The organism is Dysgonomonas sp. HGC4, from assembly GCF_001261715.1.
In the GTDB taxonomy this organism is placed as follows: domain Bacteria; phylum Bacteroidota; class Bacteroidia; order Bacteroidales; family Dysgonomonadaceae; genus Dysgonomonas_A.
Genome location: NZ_CVRU01000176.1, coordinates 1 through 19,680, shown reverse-complemented (window position 1 = coordinate 19,680; position 19,680 = coordinate 1). Strand labels below are relative to the sequence as shown.

Below are 19,680 nucleotides of genomic sequence, written 5' to 3'. Positions count from 1 at the left end.
AATAAATTTCATAAACATCTGATAATTTGGAGCTTAGAATCAGTATACATATTTAATTTCAAGGGAGTTACAGGTCATTTTACTGTCAGTTTTGGATTTCCTGATTTTATTTCCTCAAAGAAAGAAAATGCAGAATTTGAGCTTAACATTTCATCTATTTCCCCAACCAAGTCATTAGATACAAAAACTCGAAAATCATTAAAATCACAACTTTTATCAGAAATGGATAGACAAAAATCAATCGTTTATAATAACTTTTTGAATTATAAGGAAAGGGGGGGAGAATGAATTTCAATTTTATTGATGCTAATATTGATAATATTTCGTTACATAAGGTTGGCAACAAGACTGCTGACGAAGGTTACCAACTATCAAAGAAAAATGTCGAAATAGGGCAAGAATTAAAAAAACTACTGACTCACTATTTTGTATCTCCTTTTAAGTCTCAGGAGTCTTTCAGTTTTTGGCATATTACGAACTTAAAATATAATGAAGTACATGAATTTATATCCGAAGTATTCAATGATCCAGACTCATTGTATAATAACTCTGTAAATTTGGCGAAATATCTTTATGAGAAAAGTATTCATCCTAAAATAAAAGGAGGAGAATTTTATACAGTTTATTTCAAAAATTGCATTATAGATAATCAAACTGTGGATGCTGTGGGATTGTTTAAATCAGAAAATAAAGATACATTCTTAAAGATATTTCCTTCTGATGATAATTTTGAAATCGAAAGTCAGCAGGGAGTGAATATCAATAAACTAGATAAAGGTTGCCTAATATTTAATACAAAAAAAGACAAAGGTTATGTGGTATTGGTAGTCGATAATATTAATAAAGGAAGTGATGTTGCCCATTATTGGATGGATGATTTCTTACAGGTGAAACCTTATAAGAATGAGTACTATTACACCGAGAATATTATTTCATTATGTAAAAACTTCACTTCCAATAATCTTATTATTGATAAAACTCAAAAAGCAGATATTTTAAATAAAGCTGTTTCTTTTTTTAAAGAAAATGAATCTTTTGATATGGACGATTTTTCTAATCAAATCATGAAAGAAGAATCTATGAAACAAGCTTTTCAACAATATAGATCTCAATATGAACAAGATCGAGATATAATAATAGCTGATGATTTCAATATATCTCAGCAAGCACTGAAAAAACAAGTACGCACAATAAAAAATATAATTAAGCTTGATAATAACTTCAAAATATCAATAGATGGAGATACCCGGTATCTGGAAAAAGGGTATGATGAAGAAAAGAGAATGAATTTTTATAAGCTTTATTTTAGAGATGAAGAGTAGCCATATAAAAAAATGATAATAGAATAATGGATTTCATAAGAATAAGAAGCAAACTATCTAATAAAAAGAAATCCTCAAAATCTTTAAATATGATTATTCGAATACAAATAAACAAAACACCCAACTTTACATTTCAGGGTGTAAAATTGGGTGCAATATTTGTAATTAACTGATAGTCAGCGTTGTTCGTGGAGCTGGAGGGACTCGAACCCTCGTCCAAACAAGGAATTAATTTGCTTTCTACATGCTTATCTTTGCTTAGATTGTCGGGAGTGAGCAAGACCAAAGCCACCAACTCAAACCTTATCTTCTTAATTTAAAACAAGAGCCGAAGATTCCCTTGTCCTATCCCCGATTTACCTACACCACCGTATCGAAATGCTTCGGAGCAACAGCTTCCGGGTGATGTCTTGTCTCAACACATGTGCCGAGATTAAGCTATATCTACTATACTTCGATTAAGCAGCAAGAGCGTAATTATTTTCGCCAGTTAAAATTTTGACGTCTGAGATTATAGTGCTAGCCGACTACGCACTGCATGCTTACAAACCACTTCATCTCGCTGTCAAAACCGGTCAGCCCCAAAATGAATAAGTGTTTATTCTGTGATTTTTATGTCTTTTTTTACTTTATAAATAGCGTATGAATGATAAATATTAAATAAAAAAAGGATCTTACAAGAAATCTTTTGCAAAGATAGTGATTTTTGTACAGAATACATTCATCTATCTTTTAAATGAGTCTCATTTATTCAAATAATTATTCTATAGAGGTACTCGCTATTTATGAATCTAGTCTTAAAGTTGTAATAGGTCGTATTTGAAAAGTCAATCTTATTTCAATTTATATAATTTAGTAAGTGTTTTATTATTAATTAAATATTTACTCTGGATTCTTCTGCTTTTGGGTGTAAATATTAGCAAGAGTTGTTGTTAGCATAACTGTTCTAATTATAAATAGATATTACTTAATAGTATCAGTCATTATATAGTATCAATGGTAATTGTAGACAATGGGCAATTGTCTATGTAGGATTAATGTTTTATATTTGTGTCAAAAATTGTAACCTATTTTCAATGATAGCAGAAAACAATGATTTAGCATTTGATTTTGAGTTTCTTGATAAACTCATTGTTGGTATTGGCGAAGTGTTTCAAATTACAAATATTCCTACTCGACAAATACGGTATTGGGAAGATAAGGGTATCATAAAGAGTCTGACCGAAGAAGAAGGTAAAAACCGAAGATATAATTATGAAAATATCAAACGAATGCTTCTGATTAAAGAACTTTTAGATGAAGGATATACCTTAGATGCTGCTGCAAATAAGATACGAATAAGAATGTCCATGATTGAGGAAACACTCCAAAAATTGAAGGGAAAGAATGATTCGGAATGATTTACCATTAACCTGTTTTAAAGTACAATCACTATAGGTTTATTTGTAAAAGTAAGCCTTTTAGAGTTTTAGTCTCCACTGGTCTTTAATAGTAAATTATTATGGAGGGCCTCTATCCATAAAGCTATTGGTTCTAAAAATAGCATATACGAGTAGTGCTCAATAGAAAATATATTATAAAGGTGCCTAGATTTTTCTTATGAAACTTAGAATCTTGTTTTCTGTACTGTTTTTCTTTTTGAGTTTAACGATTGGTTTTGCTCAGGGAAATGATACACCTACGAAACAAATAAATCATAATGTTCATTCTTGGATAGGGCTTCTTACTACGCATCGTCTATCGGATAATTGGGGCGTGACTGCCGATTTTATAGTTCGTAGAGATGATTTTCTAAAAGAACCAGGTTTTTATTTTGCCCGTTTAGGAGGTGGCTATTGGTTTAACGAGAATGTTTCTATTTCTGGTGCTTATGGAAATCTGTGGCTATATAGACCTCAGTTGAGAGATAAAAATTTTACACTTGAATATAGATTTGATCAACAATTGGTAGTCAACTCTACTTTGTGGAAGTTTAATGTTAGCCAGCGTTTTAGAGCTGAGTCAAGATGGCGCGAAATTGTAGATGGAGATCAGACTGCGGGCAGAACATTTTCGGAACGTATAAGATATCTCTATACTTTTCGTTTACCTATATCGAGGGATTTGTCTGTACCCCAATTGATGTTTAGTAACGAGATACTACTTCAATTTGGTAAGCAGATCGTAAATAATCCCTTAGATCAGATTCGTTTATTTCTAGGCATTCGCCATTCCTTAGGGAAAGGTATTGCATATGATTTGGGTTACTTTCCTATTTTTCAACAAACGGCTGCCGGAAATGTATATAATCTTAATCATACAGTTCGCCTTTTGTTTTACTTATCTAGTCGAAAATCGAAAACAAATAATCATGTTGTAGAAATGGATGAGCTGGAATAACTAAATTTCTGCTATAAGTTTTACACCTATGTAAATGAGAGCTGGCTATACGTGCACCCTCATTCATTATAAAGCCCAATAAATCATAAAAAAGTAGCTTATCCGTTATTATTTACAGAAAGTATTTATCTTAGCTGTTATTAAGTAAAGAATATTATAGGCATACTCTATATGCTAGAGTTGTAATAAGCTATAAAGAGTATACTTGCTAAAATGTTAAATGAGTCTTAGTATTTGTTTTTAATTCACACTATAACAGAAAATATGTCTTTAATAGAAACGCATTACAAAAGTATATTTCAGCTGCTGGAATACGAAGATTACCCTAATCTTCTAAAAAAACTGATTGACTTAACATTGGATACCGAAGAATTGTCTTTTTACAAAAAGACTGTATTTCTACTCGATTGGTTAGAGCATAATCAAACTAATATTGCTGAAATAAGAGAACGCTTTAAAGTCTTACTCGATGATCTTTTTTCGTTTCTGCAAAAGAAAGGGAGTAAGCAAGGAGAGAAGTTGCTTGTTGTTCAAAATCTGATAAAAGCTTATACTCAATCCCATTTTGCTTTAGGACCTATTAGTCTTGATATATCGGAAGGCGAAATTATAGGACTAGTAGGAGAGAATGGAAATGGAAAGACAACGCTACTTCGTTCTTTGTGTGGAGAGTTGGCTCCTACAAATGGAAAGATCAGTTACCTGTTTGATTATAGAGATGAATATGACTTGCGGTCGCAACTCATTTATATACCACAGCGAACCAAAGATTGGCACGGATCTCTATTATCTAATTTACAATTTACGGCAGCCTCGTATGGCATTCTAGGGGAAGTAAATGAACATTTAGTTCAATTAGTTATAGCTAGGATGGGGTTAAGAGGTTATCGTCATTTGAACTGGAAGAGTTTATCTTCGGGTTATAAAATGAGATTCGAATTGGCCCGTATGCTACTTCGCAAGCCGAAGTTATTATTGATAGATGAGCCTCTTGCTAATCTTGATATTTTAGCACAACAAGTAGTGTTGGATGATTTTAGGGATATTGCGAAATCTCCGTTTCGTCCTTTGGGAATAGTCTTAAGTTCTCAGCAATTATATGAAGTAGAGAAAACTTCTGATTGGGTTATCTTTCTTAAAAAAGGACAACCTCAGAATGCAGATATAAAAGAAGGTGCAGCCGAATTTAAAGAGGTTGCTAAATTTATAGTGGAATTTGAAAGTGACTGGCAGCAAGAAGAGTTGAGAAAGGTATTTGCTACTCTTGAATTGGAGACGTTGCAAATTAAAGGGGGTACTTATATTGCAGTCTTTCCCGAAAGTATTTCGCAAGAACGTTTTCTACAAATAGTTGTAGATAATCGTATTCCGTTGAACTATTTCAGGAATATATCTAATTCAACTCGTCGCTTTTTTCTTTCTTAAATAATTTAGAAGCGTCGCTTTTTTATCCATGTTATTTATTTAAATACTTCGACAATGTTAAAGAAAATTCAACAATATTTACTATTAAACCATCCTCTTCTTTGGAATATAAAGATTGTGCCCGCTTTGTTGGGAGCTTTCATAATTAATATTTTCTTTTTTATTGGAGGATACATATTAACTAAGGTAGATTTCTCATATACTTATAGTAATCCTTTTTCAGGTGCAGCGCTAGCATATATGGGAGCTATACTTACATCTATACTGTTATTTATTATCTGGCTTGTGTTCTATTCGAAGAATAATGCTTTTAAATCTTTCTATCCGAGAAGTAGCGGAGGCTTGTATCTCGAATGGGTACTTACTTTTGTTATCATTCTGGGGTTTGTGTCTTTCCCTTTTTCATATCACCAAGGATCAATCTCTAAGGTTAAGTCATATGCCAGTAAATCTGAAATGATTAAAGCTATAGAAACCCTTAATTTGATAAAAATATTGATTCCGACTGATAAAACGAGTTATTATCAGGAATATCCAACCGATTTGCCGTCAAATTCACCGAAGTATGAGTCTAATATGGGTACTAAATATTCAGACTCTATTGAAATGATGACTTATGAAGATCGTATTGAATACTTCGAATCACAAAATATATCTTATGAAGATTATCCGAATTTTGCTCAATTATCTTTATTGAATTATTATACTCTTGACCAATTTTATTTTTCCAGTAAATGTGATTTTACTGTTCGAAATAGCGACACAGTCAAAAAATGGCTTATCGAACAAAACAAAGAGGAGATAAGTAAATTGATGGATGCTTTTATTGCTTTGCAGAATAAGTACAATTTATCAATGAATTTTACAAAAGACGAGTGGATGGAGTTGGTTTATAATCCAGCTAAATATCCTGTCGGCGATTTTAATTTGATAACCCCTTATAATTATAAAGAGGAGGAAGCAAAGTATGAATATAGTTATTATTATGGCTCGAATGAGAAAAGCTCTACCGGATATTATGTGTCTTATAGTGAACTGGAAGGTGCTTATAACAAGATAATGGATGCTTATGTTGATAAAGATGAAGCAATGGCATTATGTATGGTTGCTATTTGTATGGCTTTATCTATCTCTCTGTTTGTCTTCTCCTTCAGAGCAAGTAGTGGCAAGGCGTGGCTTATAGCTGCGATATCTATGGGCTTGATTTTGTTTGTCAATGGGATATTATCTCTGGCTGTTTCATCACCTATGGATTCTGGTGTAGTAGGACCTCTGTTTTATATTTTTGTGATGCTGGTAATTTTCTCAGTTGAAATAGTTTCGGTCATAAGAAAAAATGTAGGTAGAAAAGCGAAAGGAAAATCGGATATATTTATAAATCACCTTATTTGGTTTATACCTGCCGTGCCTGCACTCATTTTTATGGCTATCTATATATTCGGTCACGATCAGTACTCATATACAAGTGTGGCCTATAAAAATAAAGGTCTCTATGAAACATATCAGTTTATGGACGAACACATAATGGAGTTCGTTTGGGGAAATATATGCCTAACATTTGTTTCTGTATGGTTCTTTATCCAGATGATTTTGAGGAAATGGAAAAGTTTGCCGGAACAATAATCGTTGATCATAAAAAAGAGGAATAAAAGAAAGCGAAATTTTATATTATTCTTTCTTTTTGTAAATCAATAATCTTAATTATACTGTATAAGATGTGTTGTATGTTGCAAATAGACAATCTTATGCCTAATTTTGTTGACAAAGTAAAGTATCTATGGAATCGGTAAAAAGTATTTTCAAAATAGGATTTGGTCCATCAAGCAGTCACACCATGGGACCTGGTAATGCAGCTAAGATTTTCAATGAAAGGAATCCCGATGCCCACTCGTTTCAGGTCGAATTATATGGCAGTTTAGCTGCTACGGGTAAAGGTCATATGACAGATGTGGCTATTGAAGCAATGCTTACACCAAAGAATGTGGAAATTATATGGAAGCCAGAAATAGAATTACCATTTCATCCTAATGGAATGATTTTGCATGCTCTATCAGATAACAAGGAAACACTCGATAGTTGGATAATATATAGTATAGGAGGTGGAGATTTAGCAGATGAAGATACTAAAATACAAAGGAAACCATTATATACTATGACTACAATGACTCAGGTTCTGAGTTGGTGTCAGAAAACAGGTAAAACTTTCTGGGAATATGTATTGGATGTCGAAGGTCCTGAGATTTTCGATTATATGAGCCATGTTTGGGAGGTAATGAAGGCTGCTGTCATTAAAGGACTTGATGAAGAAGGTGTGCTTCCCGGAGGTCTGGGATTGCAGCGAAAAGCGTCGATGTACTATGTGAAATCGAAAGGTTATCAAGGGTCTATGAAAAGTAGAGCTCAGTTATTTGCTTATGCATTGGCTATGTCCGAAACAAATGCATCGGGTGGGGAAGTGGTTACAGCTCCAACCTGTGGATCGTGTGGAGTTTTACCTGCTGTTTTATATCATTTGCATACAAGTCATCACGATTTCAGTGATAAAAAAATTATACGTGCACTAATTACTGCTGGCTTGATAGGAGCAATAGTTAAAAACAATGCATCCGTATCGGGAGCAGAAGTGGGATGTCAAGGAGAGATAGGTGTAGCTTGCGCAATGGCTGCCGCTGCCGGAGCTCAACTTTTCGGAGGATCTACTGCTCAGATCGAATATGCTGCCGAAATGGGGCTTGAGCATCACTTAGGCTTAACTTGTGATCCGATAGGAGGCTTAGTTCAGGTTCCTTGTATAGAGCGTAATGCTTTTGCAGCCGTTAGAGCATTAGATTCGTGTTCTTATGCTATGCTCTCGGATGGAAAACATATGGTTAGCTTTGATAAGGTGGTTCGTACAATGAAAGAGACGGGACACGATTTACCTAGTTTATATAAGGAGACCTCTCATGGAGGATTAGCTAAATATATTGATCACGAAGATTAAACTTTAGATTGTTTAATTATTTGCTCAGAGACGGTTTAGCTGTTAGCTATAATTTGAGCGAACAATAATAGAATATAAATATAATAAAAAGAGCAGCCAATTTGGTTGCTCTTTTTGTTTATATTATTTGAGTAAATAATGCTCTGAGTAGCCAATAATGAGCATGAGATTCTATTTCGAAAGGGTATTTTACCCATTCGTTTAGTGATAGAAAGATTTTTCCTTCCGACTCCTTATATACTCCAGATTTTAAACCTTCGTGATCGACCATTACCCCCAATTTATTTACTACTCGGTGAATATTCTCTTTTACTACTTGTTCGTAAAGTAAAATATCTCCATTTTTAAAGTTAAACCCTAAAGGGAGCGATTCTGAATCTTGAACTTCAATAGCTATTAATTTAGACTTAGCGTTACTAGGGATCAGGATATGAGGAAGGTTATATATAAACTCTTCATTATTGTAATGTAATTCGTAGTCTGCGATGTCTAACGAGGATATATATGGAACTTCTATAAATTGGTGAGTCTTTTTTAGTTTTTCAGTTTCTAAGACTAACTCAGTATTGTAATGTAGAAGTTCGTTTACAGATAATTCTTTTAGAATAAAATCATTTAAAGGGATGCCAAAATATTTAGCAATGTTTACAATGGTTTCTATCTTAGGCTCGGCTCTAAATTCCTCGTACGAAGATATATTTCCTCTAGTTAATTGAAAAAGTTCGGCAAAAGCTTGTTGGCTTAAAGCCTTTACACTCCTTATCTTTTTTATATTTTTTCCAACTTTACTCATAAAAAAATATATTTTTTGTTTGCTTAGTTAAATTTTTTATCTAATTTAGCTAAAAATATTAGCAAATATAAGATATAAATTAGCAGAATACAAATTTTAGCTGTGTAATTTCTTGATATAACAGACTGTCTTTATTACTAATACAAATGAATAGTATGTATTTCAAAAAAATAGAAACATATATTTTGGAGCTGGGGTATTTAATCTCGTATCAAGATGAGGTTAATGGCGTATTCTGTATAAACAGTGAGGCTGATGGAATCAAGAATTTGATTATTGGAGTAGCACCGCCGATTCTGATTATTGAGCAGTTTATTTTCACGTTACAAAGTGACGATAAAGAAATCTTGAAATCGTTATTAATAAAGAACAGAGATATTATATATGGCGGTTTTGTCTTAAATGAAGATGGAACGAAAGTTATATTCCGATATACGATGCAAATAGAGAATATGGATATAAATGAATTCGAAGGAGCATTAAATTCTCTGGGATTATTATTGAGTGAGTATTACGAACAGATTATTGAATTCGCTAAAAAATAAGATTATGAATATTTTCAAACGCCTTTTTAGGATTGGTCAGGCTGAAATACATTCAATATTGGATGAAGTCGAAGATCCTGTACAAATTACAGAGCTTGGAATTATGGAAATGAAAGAGAATCTGTCTCTAACATTAGAGTCTTTGGCGAAAATAAAAGCAATATTAATTCGCACAAAGAATGAGAGAGAAAAGAAGAAAGCAGAAGCTCAAGACTATGAAAATAAGGCTATGTTATTAATCTCGAAAGCTCAAAAAGGAGAAGTTGATATAATTCAGGCTGAAAGATTGGCAAAAGAGGCTCTGCTTCGTAAAAAGCAATTGCTTTCAGAAATTGAAGATTTAGAGGTGCAGTGTGTAGAACACGAAAATGTATCTTCAGATATTCAAAAAAACATTGAGATACTCAAGTTTAATATCGCAAAGTGGGAAAATGAATTAAAAACTCTTAAAGCTAAAATACGCATAGGTGAAGTTACTCAGGAGCTAAATAAACAAATGGCTCAGATAGATAGTAATAGCACTGTAAATATGTTAGAGCGAATAAAAGAAAAGATAGCTGAAGAAGATGCCTTAACTCAGGCATATGCATCTCTTAATAAATGTAGCCTATCTATAGATGATGAAATAGATCGTGTGATTGGAGAAGATACTCAGAATGCTGATATCGAGTTAGATGAGATAAAGCGAAAATTAGGAATGCAATAAGAAAAAAACTTAAAAAACTTCTACTATGACAGACTTCTTACATACCTTATTTAATCCTCTGCCCAACGGAATAATGACCGTTCTAATGCTGGTAATAGCCATTTATTGGGTATTTGTGCTGATAGGCGGTATAGGTTTCGATGATATTGATCTGGATATAGATTTTTCATCAGATATCGATGTAGACGTAGAAGTTCCCGATATAGAGATTGATGTAGTTGACACTGATAGTCATATTGCCGTAGATAAAGTGCCACAAGGTTTGTTGCTTCGCTGTTTGTCTTTTATAAACGTAGGGCAAGTGCCCTTTATGATTATACTTTCCACCTTTATCTTCTTACTGTGGATAGGCTCACTTGTAACTACTCATTTTTTTCATGTTGAGCATTTCGGTTGGAGATCGGTTTTCATTCTGTTACCATTAATTATTGTTGGCTTTTTATTAACGAAAGCTGCAACTACTCCTATGGCTAGATTTTTTAAGGAGATAAACTATCAGGGAGAAGCGGCTACCGATTTTTTTGGATGCTCAGGCAAGATGTTATCTAATATAGATGGAAAAAAGGTCGGTTCGGCTGAGTTTTTGGTAAATAGAAACCCTATTAAACTAAATGTGATGAGTCTCAACGGAGATCCTATAGGTTATGGCGATACGGTTATAATTACGGAAGAACTTCCCAACCAAAATATATATATTGTAATCAAGGATACTTATTAAGGTTATGGGCTATAGCTTTTCCTTATTTTGCACACAACAATAATTCTAACTAAATAAATAAAAACCTTTTATGGAACAAATTATCATTATTCTAGTAGGCTCAGTCCTATTTGTGCTGCTTGTGCTGTTAGGCATTCTAGCATCATTTTATAAAAAGATACCTCAAGGGAAGGCTATCGTTCGCACTGGTGTGGGGGGAACTAATGTTGCATTCAATAAAGGAATGTATGTAGTGCCTATTTTCCATAAAATGGAAATCATGGATATTTCAGTTAAAAAACTGGAGATTGAAAGAATGCAGCATGATGGATTGATTTGTAGAGACAATATTAGAGCAGACATTAAGGTTGCTTTTTTCGTACGTGTAAATAAATCGGTGAATGATGTTATTAATGTGGCTCAAACATTGGGATGTGAGAGAGCAAGCGATTCGCAAACATTAAAAAATATATTTGAAGCCAAGTTCTCGGAGGCTCTAAAAACTGTAGGTAAGAAATTCGACTTTATCGAATTGTATGAAGCTCGTAGAGAGTTTAGAGATGAGATTATTAATATCATTGGTACTGATTTAAATGGTTATATCTTAGACGACTGTGCGATTGACTATTTGGAGCAAACAGAGATGAAGTATATGAGTCCCGAAAATATTCTCGATTCAGAAGGTATTCGCAAAATCACAGAATTAACAGCTGCTCAGAATATCAATGCAAACTTGATTCGTAGAGAAGAAGAGAAAGTTATTAAAAAGCAAAATGTAGAAGCTCGTGAAGCTATCCTTGAATTGGAAAGACAATTAGCAGAGAAAGAAGAAAAGCAAAGAAGAGAAATAGACAATGTGAAGTCTCGTGAAGAAGCCGAAATTCAGAAAGTAAGAGAAGAAGAGCGTTTAAAGTCTGAGACTGTAAGAATCTCTACGGACGAAAGTCTTGCTGTACAAGAAGAAAATAAATGTCGTCAGATAATCATTGCTGAGAAAAACAAAGAAAGAACAGAGGCAATAGAAAAAGAGCGTGTTGAGAAAGATCGTGCTTTGGAGCAAACTGAGAGAGAGCGTATCGTAACTCTGGCTCAAATTGAAAAAGAGCGTGTCTTGGAAATAGAGAAAAAGAGTATTCAGGATGTTATTCGTGAACGAGTGCAACTTGAAAAAGGTGTTGTAGAAGAAAAACAAAATATTAAAGATATTGAAGCTTTCAGAGAAGTAGACCGTCAGAAGCAAGTGGGCATAACTATGGCTGCTCAGGAAGCGGAAGAAAAACTAATCAAGACCGTAAAAAATGCAGAAGCAGAAACAAAAGCTTCAGAAGAAAAAGCAAAACAATTGTTGATAAATGCCGATTCTCAAAAAGAAGCTTCGACAAAACAAGCTGAGGCTCGAAAAATATTGGCAGAAGCTCAGGCTAAGGAAGATGCTACTTATGGATTGGCTGAGGCTGAAATAATGAAAGCAAAAGCTGAGGCAGAAGAAAAACAAGGTATCGTTGAAGCATCTATTATAGAGAAGAAAGCGAAAGCTGAGGCTTATAGTATTGAGACAAGAGCTGAAGCTAAACGTAAAGACGGATTGGTGGATGCTGAAATCACTAGAGAAAAAGCATTTGCTTCTGCTACGGGGCAAGCTAGCATAATTGAGAAAACGTCGATAGCTGAGGCAGCAGGAATAGAGGCTAAAGCCGAAGCAAAACGTAAAGAAGGTCTTATGGAAGCAGAAGTTTCTAAAGAAAAGGCACTTGCGGAAGCAACGGGTATAGAAGAAAAAGCAACAGCAATGAAAAAACTGGATGGTGCTGGAAAAGACCACGAAGAATTCAAGCTGCAATTGCAAAAAGAAAAGGATGTTGAAATGGCACAAATCGGCATTCAAAAAGATATCGCCGATGCACAAGCACAAGTATTGTCCGAAGCCTTGAAATCTGCCGATATTGATATTGTAGGTGGAGAAACAATGTTCTTTGAAAATATTGTGAAACAAGTTTCTAACGCTAAAGGATTTGATAACTTAGTAAATAAGAGCGAGAATATTCAACAAATAAAGAAAGCTTTACTAGGTGACGGATCGGAAGGCGAATTATTTAATCGCATCAGATATTATGTGAATAAGTTCAATATATCAACAGAGGATATAAAGAATCTTAGTATTGCAGGTCTTATCTTGAAGATGCAAAGTCAAAGTACAGAAACTGAAGACAAGGGATTTTTGAGTAATTTACTGAATATGTCAACCTCTTTGGGTATATCCAATAAAAAGTTATCATAAGAGATCACTTATTTAGAAGTGGAGTTGTAATGCATTTTATGACTCCACTTAACTAACCTAACTTGAATGAAAATAAATTGTTTTCTATTCTTTTTTATATGTTTATTTGGTCTATTTGCTTGTGGTGCTAATAACCGAAGCGTATTGGAAGAGCAAGTAACTGTGGAGAAAAATAAAACGATTCTTATACAACCATTGGGAGATTTTCCCGCTTCACTAGTAAATTCTGTTTGTGCTAAGATCAAGGAGATTAATCCTCATGCAATAATTGGAAGTCCTATAGCTCTGCCGCAATCGGCATACTATACTCCAAGAAAACGTTATCGGGCAGATTCTTTGTTGAATTTCCTTTATAAAACGGTCGATAATAAAAATGTTATTGTATTAGGACTGACCTATAAAGATATAAGTACAACTAAAGGAAGTTACTTAGATTATGGAGTGATGGGTTTAGCGCGACGTCCAGGTAATACATGTGTGGTGTCTACTTCTCGTTTGTCTGGAAAAATATGAAAAGCCAGCAGCTAAAATCGCAATTGTTTAAAGTCTCGATTCACGAATTAGGGCATACTATGGGGCTTCCGCATTGTGATAAAGATTCCGTCTGTTATATGCGTGATGCCAAAGGAGGAAATCCCATAGATGAATTAACCGATTTTTGTTCGTCATGCAAATCTTACTTAAGGAAAAAAGGTTGGCAACTAGAATGAAATTATACAATAAGGACAAATAGAGTTTGTCTTTATCCCAAAATAGAAAATATAATTTAATGCTATGTTTTAAAGCCATAGTAAATCATAATAATATTTAGATTGACAATAAGGTCATAGATCTTAAAATAGAATCTTTCAACTTATATTTATAAAATATATGCAAGATATAGAGGATAACAAAGCAGCCGAAACACTAGATACGGGTACATACGAGATCATTAGAAAGCGTCTGTTGGTTCAGCGAGAGGAACTTCAAACGAGATTGAATCAGCTGAACGATGCCCGTAAAGAAGTTTTTAATTCGACTGACTTTTCGTTGATCGCTAATCAAAGAATAAGTACCGAAAACAATTGTGTGTCGAGAGGTATTATGGCTCTGGACAATCTTTGTATTTTCGGCTATAATGTTCATTTCGGATTACGTTCGGATATTCAGTTGAGTGATGTATTCAGTATTTACTTGTTCGAAGACAATCAGTTTATTCCTCAGTCTTTGGATTTGATAAATAATTCGGACTTTATAAATGATTATAATAACCTGTATAAGTATTACAGAGATTCTATTTTTTCAAGATATCGAAGAACAGAGAATTATCTGTATATGATTTTTCAGACCGGAAAAACTGTTGCTGATGCAAAAGCTTTTAAATGGTTAATAAAAGGTAATAAGCTAATTTATCAGGATGACAGAAGTATCCATGAAGTAACAAAAGCTCCTCAGCACGAATTTAAGTGGGTTAAAACAACGCTCGAAGATCGTCGTTTGGGTCTTCATCCTCATATCTCTATAATGGATAAAGTATTTATCGAAGCTATGGGCGGAGATATTACTTTCAAGATAGAAAATAATACTCAAACAGGTAAGGGAATATATTCGGAATCTGTAGATAATAAGGATCAGCAGTTGGATGATGCTGAATATTATTACGCTGATTTGGGAAATCTGATTCTTATACGTATAAAGCCATATCAGGAAGATTTTAGAGCTTTTGTCTTTAATACACGTACTAAAGAAGTACACAATATCAAAGCTTTAAATGATATTGGAGTGTTACTGCCCGATAATCATGGGGTTATTTTTCCAAACGGATATTATTTGCAGAATGGTGAATATAAAGTTTTTGAAAGTGAACTGACTGATCTTGAATTTATCCGTAAAATTCCATCACCTAATGGAGAAGATTATCTGTTCATTTTCTATCAAAATGAACGGAATATTTATATCCTGATGTCTTATAATATAATAAGGCAGCAAGTCGAAACTCCGATTGTGTGTAATGGGTTTACTTTCTTTAAAGATGGTTCGTTAATCTATTTCCGTTCCGAAAATGATGCAACAAAGCATCATCAGGTTCAGATTTGGAAGACACCTTATCAAAGAGAGCTGATTCAAAATGTAGAAAAGACAGACAATCTACTCTATAAGATCGGAAATAAGGATATTGTGAAAGCAATGGCTGAATGTCAGGAGGTTATTTATCTTATTAACAAAGAAGATTCCTACGAAGGCTTATATAGCGATATTGTAAAAAAATCGAATGATATAGTCGATTCTTTTTTCTGGGCATCAAATAACGAGATTTACTCTATAGCTGAGCCTCTTATTCAGATTAAAGAAATAGCAAATACGGCTATTGATGAATTCGAAAAAGTCCAGGAACAGAAACGTCATTCGCTGGCTGTTCTTTCTGCCACTAACGAAAAAGTTGAAGGATTATTGTCCAGCATTAAAAATGCAAAATTTGATACACTCGATAAATTAGTAAAGTCGTTAGCCGAAACTCGTAAACTTCAAGGTGAGGTTATTGAATTAGGTAATGTTAAGTATATCGATCTTAATAAAGTAGCAGTTCTTAAAGAGCAATTGTCTGCTACGAATGTAAAGTTGTCTGACAGAACCGTAGAGTTTCTTCTTCGTGATGAGGCACTGATTCCGTATGAAGAAAAAGTTTGTATAGAAAAAGAACAGGTTGAGTTAGTAACTAAAGTTGTTGATGCCAATAAAATTGATGTTAATTGTAAACTTATATCTTCGGAGCTCGAGTTACTGATTGATATTCTAAATAGTCTTAAAATAGAAGATACTACGCAGGCTACTCGCATTGTAGAGAAAATATCGGTTATATTTTCGTCTCTCAATGAAGTTCGGGCGCAACTGAGACGACAAATAGATTCTTTAAAGAACAAAGAGTCTATTGCTGATTTTAGAGCGCAATTAACATTGTTAGAACAAAGCATAGTTAACTATTTAGAGCTTGCAACTTCGCCTGAAAAATGTGATGAGTATTTTACGAAAGTAAGTGTACAGGTTGAAGAGTTGGAAAGCAAATTTGCCGATTTTGATGAGTTTATTATTAAAATATCAGATAAGCGGAATGAATTAGTTAAAGCTTTTGATGGGAAGAAGGCTCAATTGATTGAGCAGATAAATAAGAGAACATCTGCATTAGAGCAAATAGGGCTTCGTATACTAAAGAATGTGGAGAATAAAGCTCAATCGTTCAAAACGAAAGAAGAGATACAAGCATTTTTCTCTACCGACTTGATGATTGATAAGATACGAAAACTGGTTGAGGAACTAAAAGAACTAGGAGATGTATCTAAAGCTGAAAATCTGGAGAATAGCCTGAAAACATCTTTAGAAGACTCATTACGGGTACTGAAGGATAAGAATGAGTTATTTGTAGATGGTGAAAATATAATATCATTAGGTAGCTATAAGTTCGCAGTAAATAGGCAATCGCTCGATTTGACTGTTGTGCGTAAAGATGATAAGCTATTTTATCATCTTACAGGTACCAGTTTCTATCATCAGTTGCAAGATGGGGATATTTATAAATATAAGAATCTGTGGGAGCAAGAGGTTATTTCTGAAAATACAAAAGTATATAGGGCCGAATATTTGGCATACTTGGCATTCTTAGAAAAACAAAAATCGAAAGATTTTAATCTGCATGATTTCACATCTAAGAGGGTAGAGCAGAACTATTCTGAATCTTATTTGAAGGGAGTGCATGACTATGATGCAATTCATATATACGAATGCTTAGAATCGATTCATGAGCAACTAGGAGTTTTGTCTTATGGCCCTCGTCTTAGAGTTGCGGCTCAACTATTCTGGTACATGATGAAATCGGAAGAAAAAGATCGATTAACAAAGTTGATCGCATCATCTAATATAGTACTTAAAGCATTTCCCGGTTCTACAAATTATCATTATGTAATAGACCATATTGTAGGGTTGTTTAAATCTTGGAATACTTATTTTACTGTGCCCATAGGTTTTGAAAAGCAAGTAGCTAATTATTTGTTCGAAGAGTTTTCCGATTCTATGTCTTTAAGTTATAGTGAGCAATCTGATAATTTGAGAAAAGCCTTTGGTGAATATCTGGATAAGAATAAACTATCAAATAATTTTGATGAAGATATCCGAGATAAATCATTCCATCCCGTAGACCGATTTTATTTGGTGCAGAACTGGCTAAAGTCATTTGTTGAATTGGCTGACGATTATTCGTCATATAATAAATATGTGGAGGAAGCAGCATGTCTCTTATTATTAAAGGATCAATCTTATTCTTTGAAAATTGCATCTGATGTTTTGGATGTTGCCGAATTAAGAGGAAGCCATCTTGTGCTAGATAATGGTCATTATGTAATAGATTATCATGAGTTTGTGAAAAAGATGAAATCTTTCACAGAAGAAAGTGTGCCTGCATATAACAATTTTACTGAGTTGAAAGAAAATTTAGTTTCAACTTATAAAAGATCGTTAAAGGTAAATGAGCTGAAACCCAAAGTTCTCACCTCTTTTGTTCGTAATAAACTTATCAATGAAGTATATCTACCTCTGATTGGTTCTAATCTAGCAAAACAATTGGGTGTTGCAGGAGAGAACAAGCGTACAGCCCGAATGGGTATGTTATTATTAGTATCGCCTCCTGGATATGGTAAAACAACACTGATGGAGTATTTGGCTAAAACGATGGGACTCAATTTCGTGAAAATAAATGGTCCTACTATTGGTCATTCAATTACCTCTATTGACCCTTCGGAAGCAAAAACATCGGGAGCGAGAGAAGAGTTGAAAAAGATAAACCTTTCGTTCGAGATGGCTGATAATGTAATGTTATATCTCGATGATATACAGCATTGCAGTTCTGAGTTTCTACAAAAATTTATATCACTTGCCGATGGCCAGCGTAAGATGGACGGGATTTTTGAAGGTGAAAGCAAAACTTATGATTTACGCGGCAAGCGTTTTTGTGTAATAATGGCAGGTAATCCTTATACCGAAAGTGGAGATAAGTTTCAGATACCTGATATGTTAGCCAATCGTGCAGACGTATATAATTTAGGAGATGTAATAGGATCATCAGATCATTTATTTAAACTAAGTTTGCTCGAAAATGCAGTGATTGAAAACCCTTACTTACAAAAAATAGCTGGCAGAAGCTTCAAAGATTTTTATAGTCTGATTGAATATATTGAAAGTAGAAGCGAAGCTATGCCCGATCTTGAGGGTAATCATACGCAACAGGATGTAGATGACTTTATAGCTGTGGCGAAGAATAGCTTAAAGGTTAGAGATATTGTGTTGAAAGTAAATCAGAACTATATATCGAGCGCGGCTACACAAGATGCTTATCGAGTAGAGCCATCTTTTAAATTACAAGGTTCGTATCGAAATATGAATAAGATGATTTGCCAGATTGTTCCGCTAATGAATAAAAAAGAAATTGAAGAACTTATTCTTACTCATTATATAAGTGAGGCGCAAACTCTGACTTCAGATAGTGAAGCAAATTTATTAAGATTGAAAGAAATTGCAGCACAATTAACTTTTGCTGAAGCAGAAAGATGGAAGCATATTAAAGAAGTATTCAATAAAAATAATAAATTAGCAGGAATAAGTAAGGATAATGAGATTGGACAAGTTATAGCACAACTTGCTCAATTTAATGATAATCTGGACGGAATAAAGAAGGTCTTAAAATACACCAATAATGATAAATTAGAACTTTGATAACCTTTAAACTAATAGATGATGAGTATTATAAAAAAAACATTTTTAGTTGCAATTGTACTGTTTTCGGTTTTTAACGCAAACTCTCAAGAATCGAAATTTTCAATAGGAGTAAAAGCTGGAATAAATTTATCGAATGTAGATATGGAGCTTGATCCTGATATTAAAGTCGGTTATCAATTTGGAGCTGTTGCGGAATATAATCTATCCAAAAAATTCTTTCTACGTTCTGGGTTAGATATTACTGCGAAGGGTTTTAAATGGAATCTTTCTAAAATTGTAGGTGATATTAATGATGATGGGCTCTTGGACTATGCTCAAGCTAAGTCGTCATGGAATGCCGTATATCTGCAAGTACCTTTGATGTTGGGATATAAGGTAAACATAACAAATGCTCTGAAAATAAATTTTGCAGTAGGAGGTTATTTGGCACATGGTGTTGGAGGAAAAGTAACCAATAAATTAGATGGTGCATTAGGTATTCCTGCTGAGCAGTTCGAATTCTTTCGCACTGAGGAGAAAAATAATACTTTTTCTGATGATTTCTTGCTACGTTTTGATGGCGGTTTAATTGGATCTGTTGGATCTGAATATAGATCGTTCACTCTCAATGTAGGATATGAGCATGGTTTAAATAATGTTTATCAGGGAGCGGGTGGTAGTATTCATAATCGGAATATTTTCTTAGCGGTAGGTTATAGAATCTTCTAAGAAAAATAATAAGTAAAAGAAGAGGTTGTCATTTTTATGACAACCTCTTCTTTTTTACTCTATAGAACAAATAATAGGCTTATCCGTTCTATATGATGATAT

At 33.8% G+C, this 19,680-nt stretch carries 16 protein-coding genes and 1 other RNA gene; 15 read left to right on the top strand and 2 right to left on the bottom strand.

Going from position 1 to position 19,680, the window contains the following annotated elements; genetic code table 11:
* Both HGC4_RS18995 and HGC4_RS16810 read left to right on the top strand, forming a co-directional pair.
* On the top strand, nucleotides 1–288 hold a 288-nt coding region (locus HGC4_RS18995), incomplete at its 5' end, for a hypothetical protein (protein WP_221406885.1).
* Nucleotides 285–1,322 (top strand): nucleoid-associated protein, encoded by a 1,038-nt coding sequence (locus tag HGC4_RS16810; RefSeq protein ID WP_050711298.1) that lies wholly within the window; start codon nucleotides 285–287, stop codon nucleotides 1,320–1,322. The genes HGC4_RS18995 and HGC4_RS16810, both read left to right, overlap by 4 nt.
* Before the next feature lie 186 nt (nucleotides 1,323–1,508).
* Here the strand turns inward: HGC4_RS16810 and ssrA are convergent.
* Nucleotides 1,509–1,905: a transfer-messenger RNA gene (gene ssrA, locus HGC4_RS18510) on the bottom strand.
* Between the two features lie 493 nt (nucleotides 1,906–2,398).
* Here ssrA and HGC4_RS16805 point away from each other — a divergent pair.
* From HGC4_RS16805 to HGC4_RS16785, 5 genes are all read left to right on the top strand, one after another.
* A complete protein-coding gene (locus tag HGC4_RS16805; RefSeq protein ID WP_050711297.1) occupies nucleotides 2,399–2,722 on the top strand; it encodes a MerR family transcriptional regulator in 324 nt (107 codons plus the stop codon).
* Between the two features lie 199 nt (nucleotides 2,723–2,921).
* Nucleotides 2,922–3,701 carry a DUF2490 domain-containing protein gene (locus HGC4_RS16800; RefSeq protein ID WP_050711296.1) on the top strand — a complete coding sequence of 260 codons (780 nt, stop codon included), beginning with the start codon at nucleotides 2,922–2,924 and terminating at the stop codon, nucleotides 3,699–3,701.
* Nucleotides 3,702–3,965: 264 nt separating this feature from the next.
* Nucleotides 3,966–5,126 carry an ABC transporter ATP-binding protein gene (locus HGC4_RS16795; protein WP_050711295.1) on the top strand — a complete coding sequence of 387 codons (1,161 nt, stop codon included), beginning with the start codon at nucleotides 3,966–3,968 and terminating at the stop codon, nucleotides 5,124–5,126.
* Nucleotides 5,127–5,180: 54 nt separating this feature from the next.
* Entirely contained in the window at nucleotides 5,181–6,749 is a 1,569-nt protein-coding gene (locus tag HGC4_RS16790) for a hypothetical protein (RefSeq protein WP_050711294.1), read from the top strand.
* 154 nt (nucleotides 6,750–6,903) lie between these two features.
* The gene (locus HGC4_RS16785; RefSeq protein ID WP_050711293.1) at nucleotides 6,904–8,109 is read left to right on the top strand and encodes an L-serine ammonia-lyase; all 1,206 of its coding nucleotides are present in this window, start codon (nucleotides 6,904–6,906) and stop codon (nucleotides 8,107–8,109) included.
* A gap of 118 nt (nucleotides 8,110–8,227) precedes the next feature.
* Here HGC4_RS16785 and HGC4_RS16780 read toward each other — a convergent pair whose 3' ends face one another.
* Nucleotides 8,228–8,902 carry a helix-turn-helix domain-containing protein gene (locus HGC4_RS16780; protein ID WP_050711292.1) on the bottom strand — a complete coding sequence of 225 codons (675 nt, stop codon included), beginning with the start codon at nucleotides 8,900–8,902 and terminating at the stop codon, nucleotides 8,228–8,230.
* A gap of 146 nt (nucleotides 8,903–9,048) precedes the next feature.
* On the opposite strand from HGC4_RS16780, the gene HGC4_RS16775 reads away from it, so the two are divergent.
* The 8 genes from HGC4_RS16775 (at nucleotide 9,049) to HGC4_RS16740 (ending at nucleotide 19,578) form a co-directional block, all read left to right on the top strand.
* The gene (locus HGC4_RS16775; protein ID WP_050711291.1) at nucleotides 9,049–9,447 is read left to right on the top strand and encodes a type III secretion system chaperone family protein; all 399 of its coding nucleotides are present in this window, start codon (nucleotides 9,049–9,051) and stop codon (nucleotides 9,445–9,447) included.
* A gap of 4 nt (nucleotides 9,448–9,451) precedes the next feature.
* On the top strand, nucleotides 9,452–10,153 hold the full coding sequence (locus tag HGC4_RS16770) for a PspA/IM30 family protein (RefSeq protein ID WP_050711290.1): 702 nt from the start codon (nucleotides 9,452–9,454) through the stop codon (nucleotides 10,151–10,153).
* 25 nt (nucleotides 10,154–10,178) lie between these two features.
* Complete coding sequence (locus HGC4_RS16765) at nucleotides 10,179–10,871, top strand: OB-fold-containig protein (RefSeq protein ID WP_050711289.1); 693 nt, start codon at nucleotides 10,179–10,181, stop codon at nucleotides 10,869–10,871.
* Between the two features lie 70 nt (nucleotides 10,872–10,941).
* Entirely contained in the window at nucleotides 10,942–13,128 is a 2,187-nt protein-coding gene (locus HGC4_RS16760; protein WP_050711288.1) for a flotillin family protein, read from the top strand.
* Nucleotides 13,129–13,194: 66 nt separating this feature from the next.
* Nucleotides 13,195–13,641, top strand: coding sequence for a zinc metalloprotease (locus HGC4_RS16755; RefSeq protein WP_050711287.1), 447 nt, complete (start codon nucleotides 13,195–13,197; stop codon nucleotides 13,639–13,641).
* Nucleotides 13,638–13,838, top strand: coding sequence for a matrixin family metalloprotease (locus HGC4_RS16750; protein ID WP_050711286.1), 201 nt, complete (start codon nucleotides 13,638–13,640; stop codon nucleotides 13,836–13,838). The genes HGC4_RS16755 and HGC4_RS16750 overlap by 4 nt, the downstream gene beginning before the upstream one ends.
* 160 nt (nucleotides 13,839–13,998) lie before the next feature.
* Nucleotides 13,999–18,867, top strand: a complete 4,869-nt coding sequence (locus tag HGC4_RS16745) for a DNA repair ATPase (RefSeq protein WP_050711285.1) — start codon at nucleotides 13,999–14,001, stop codon at nucleotides 18,865–18,867.
* 21 nt (nucleotides 18,868–18,888) lie between these two features.
* On the top strand, nucleotides 18,889–19,578 hold the full coding sequence (locus HGC4_RS16740; RefSeq protein WP_157258365.1) for a porin family protein: 690 nt from the start codon (nucleotides 18,889–18,891) through the stop codon (nucleotides 19,576–19,578).
* Nucleotides 19,579–19,680 lie beyond the last annotated feature (102 nt).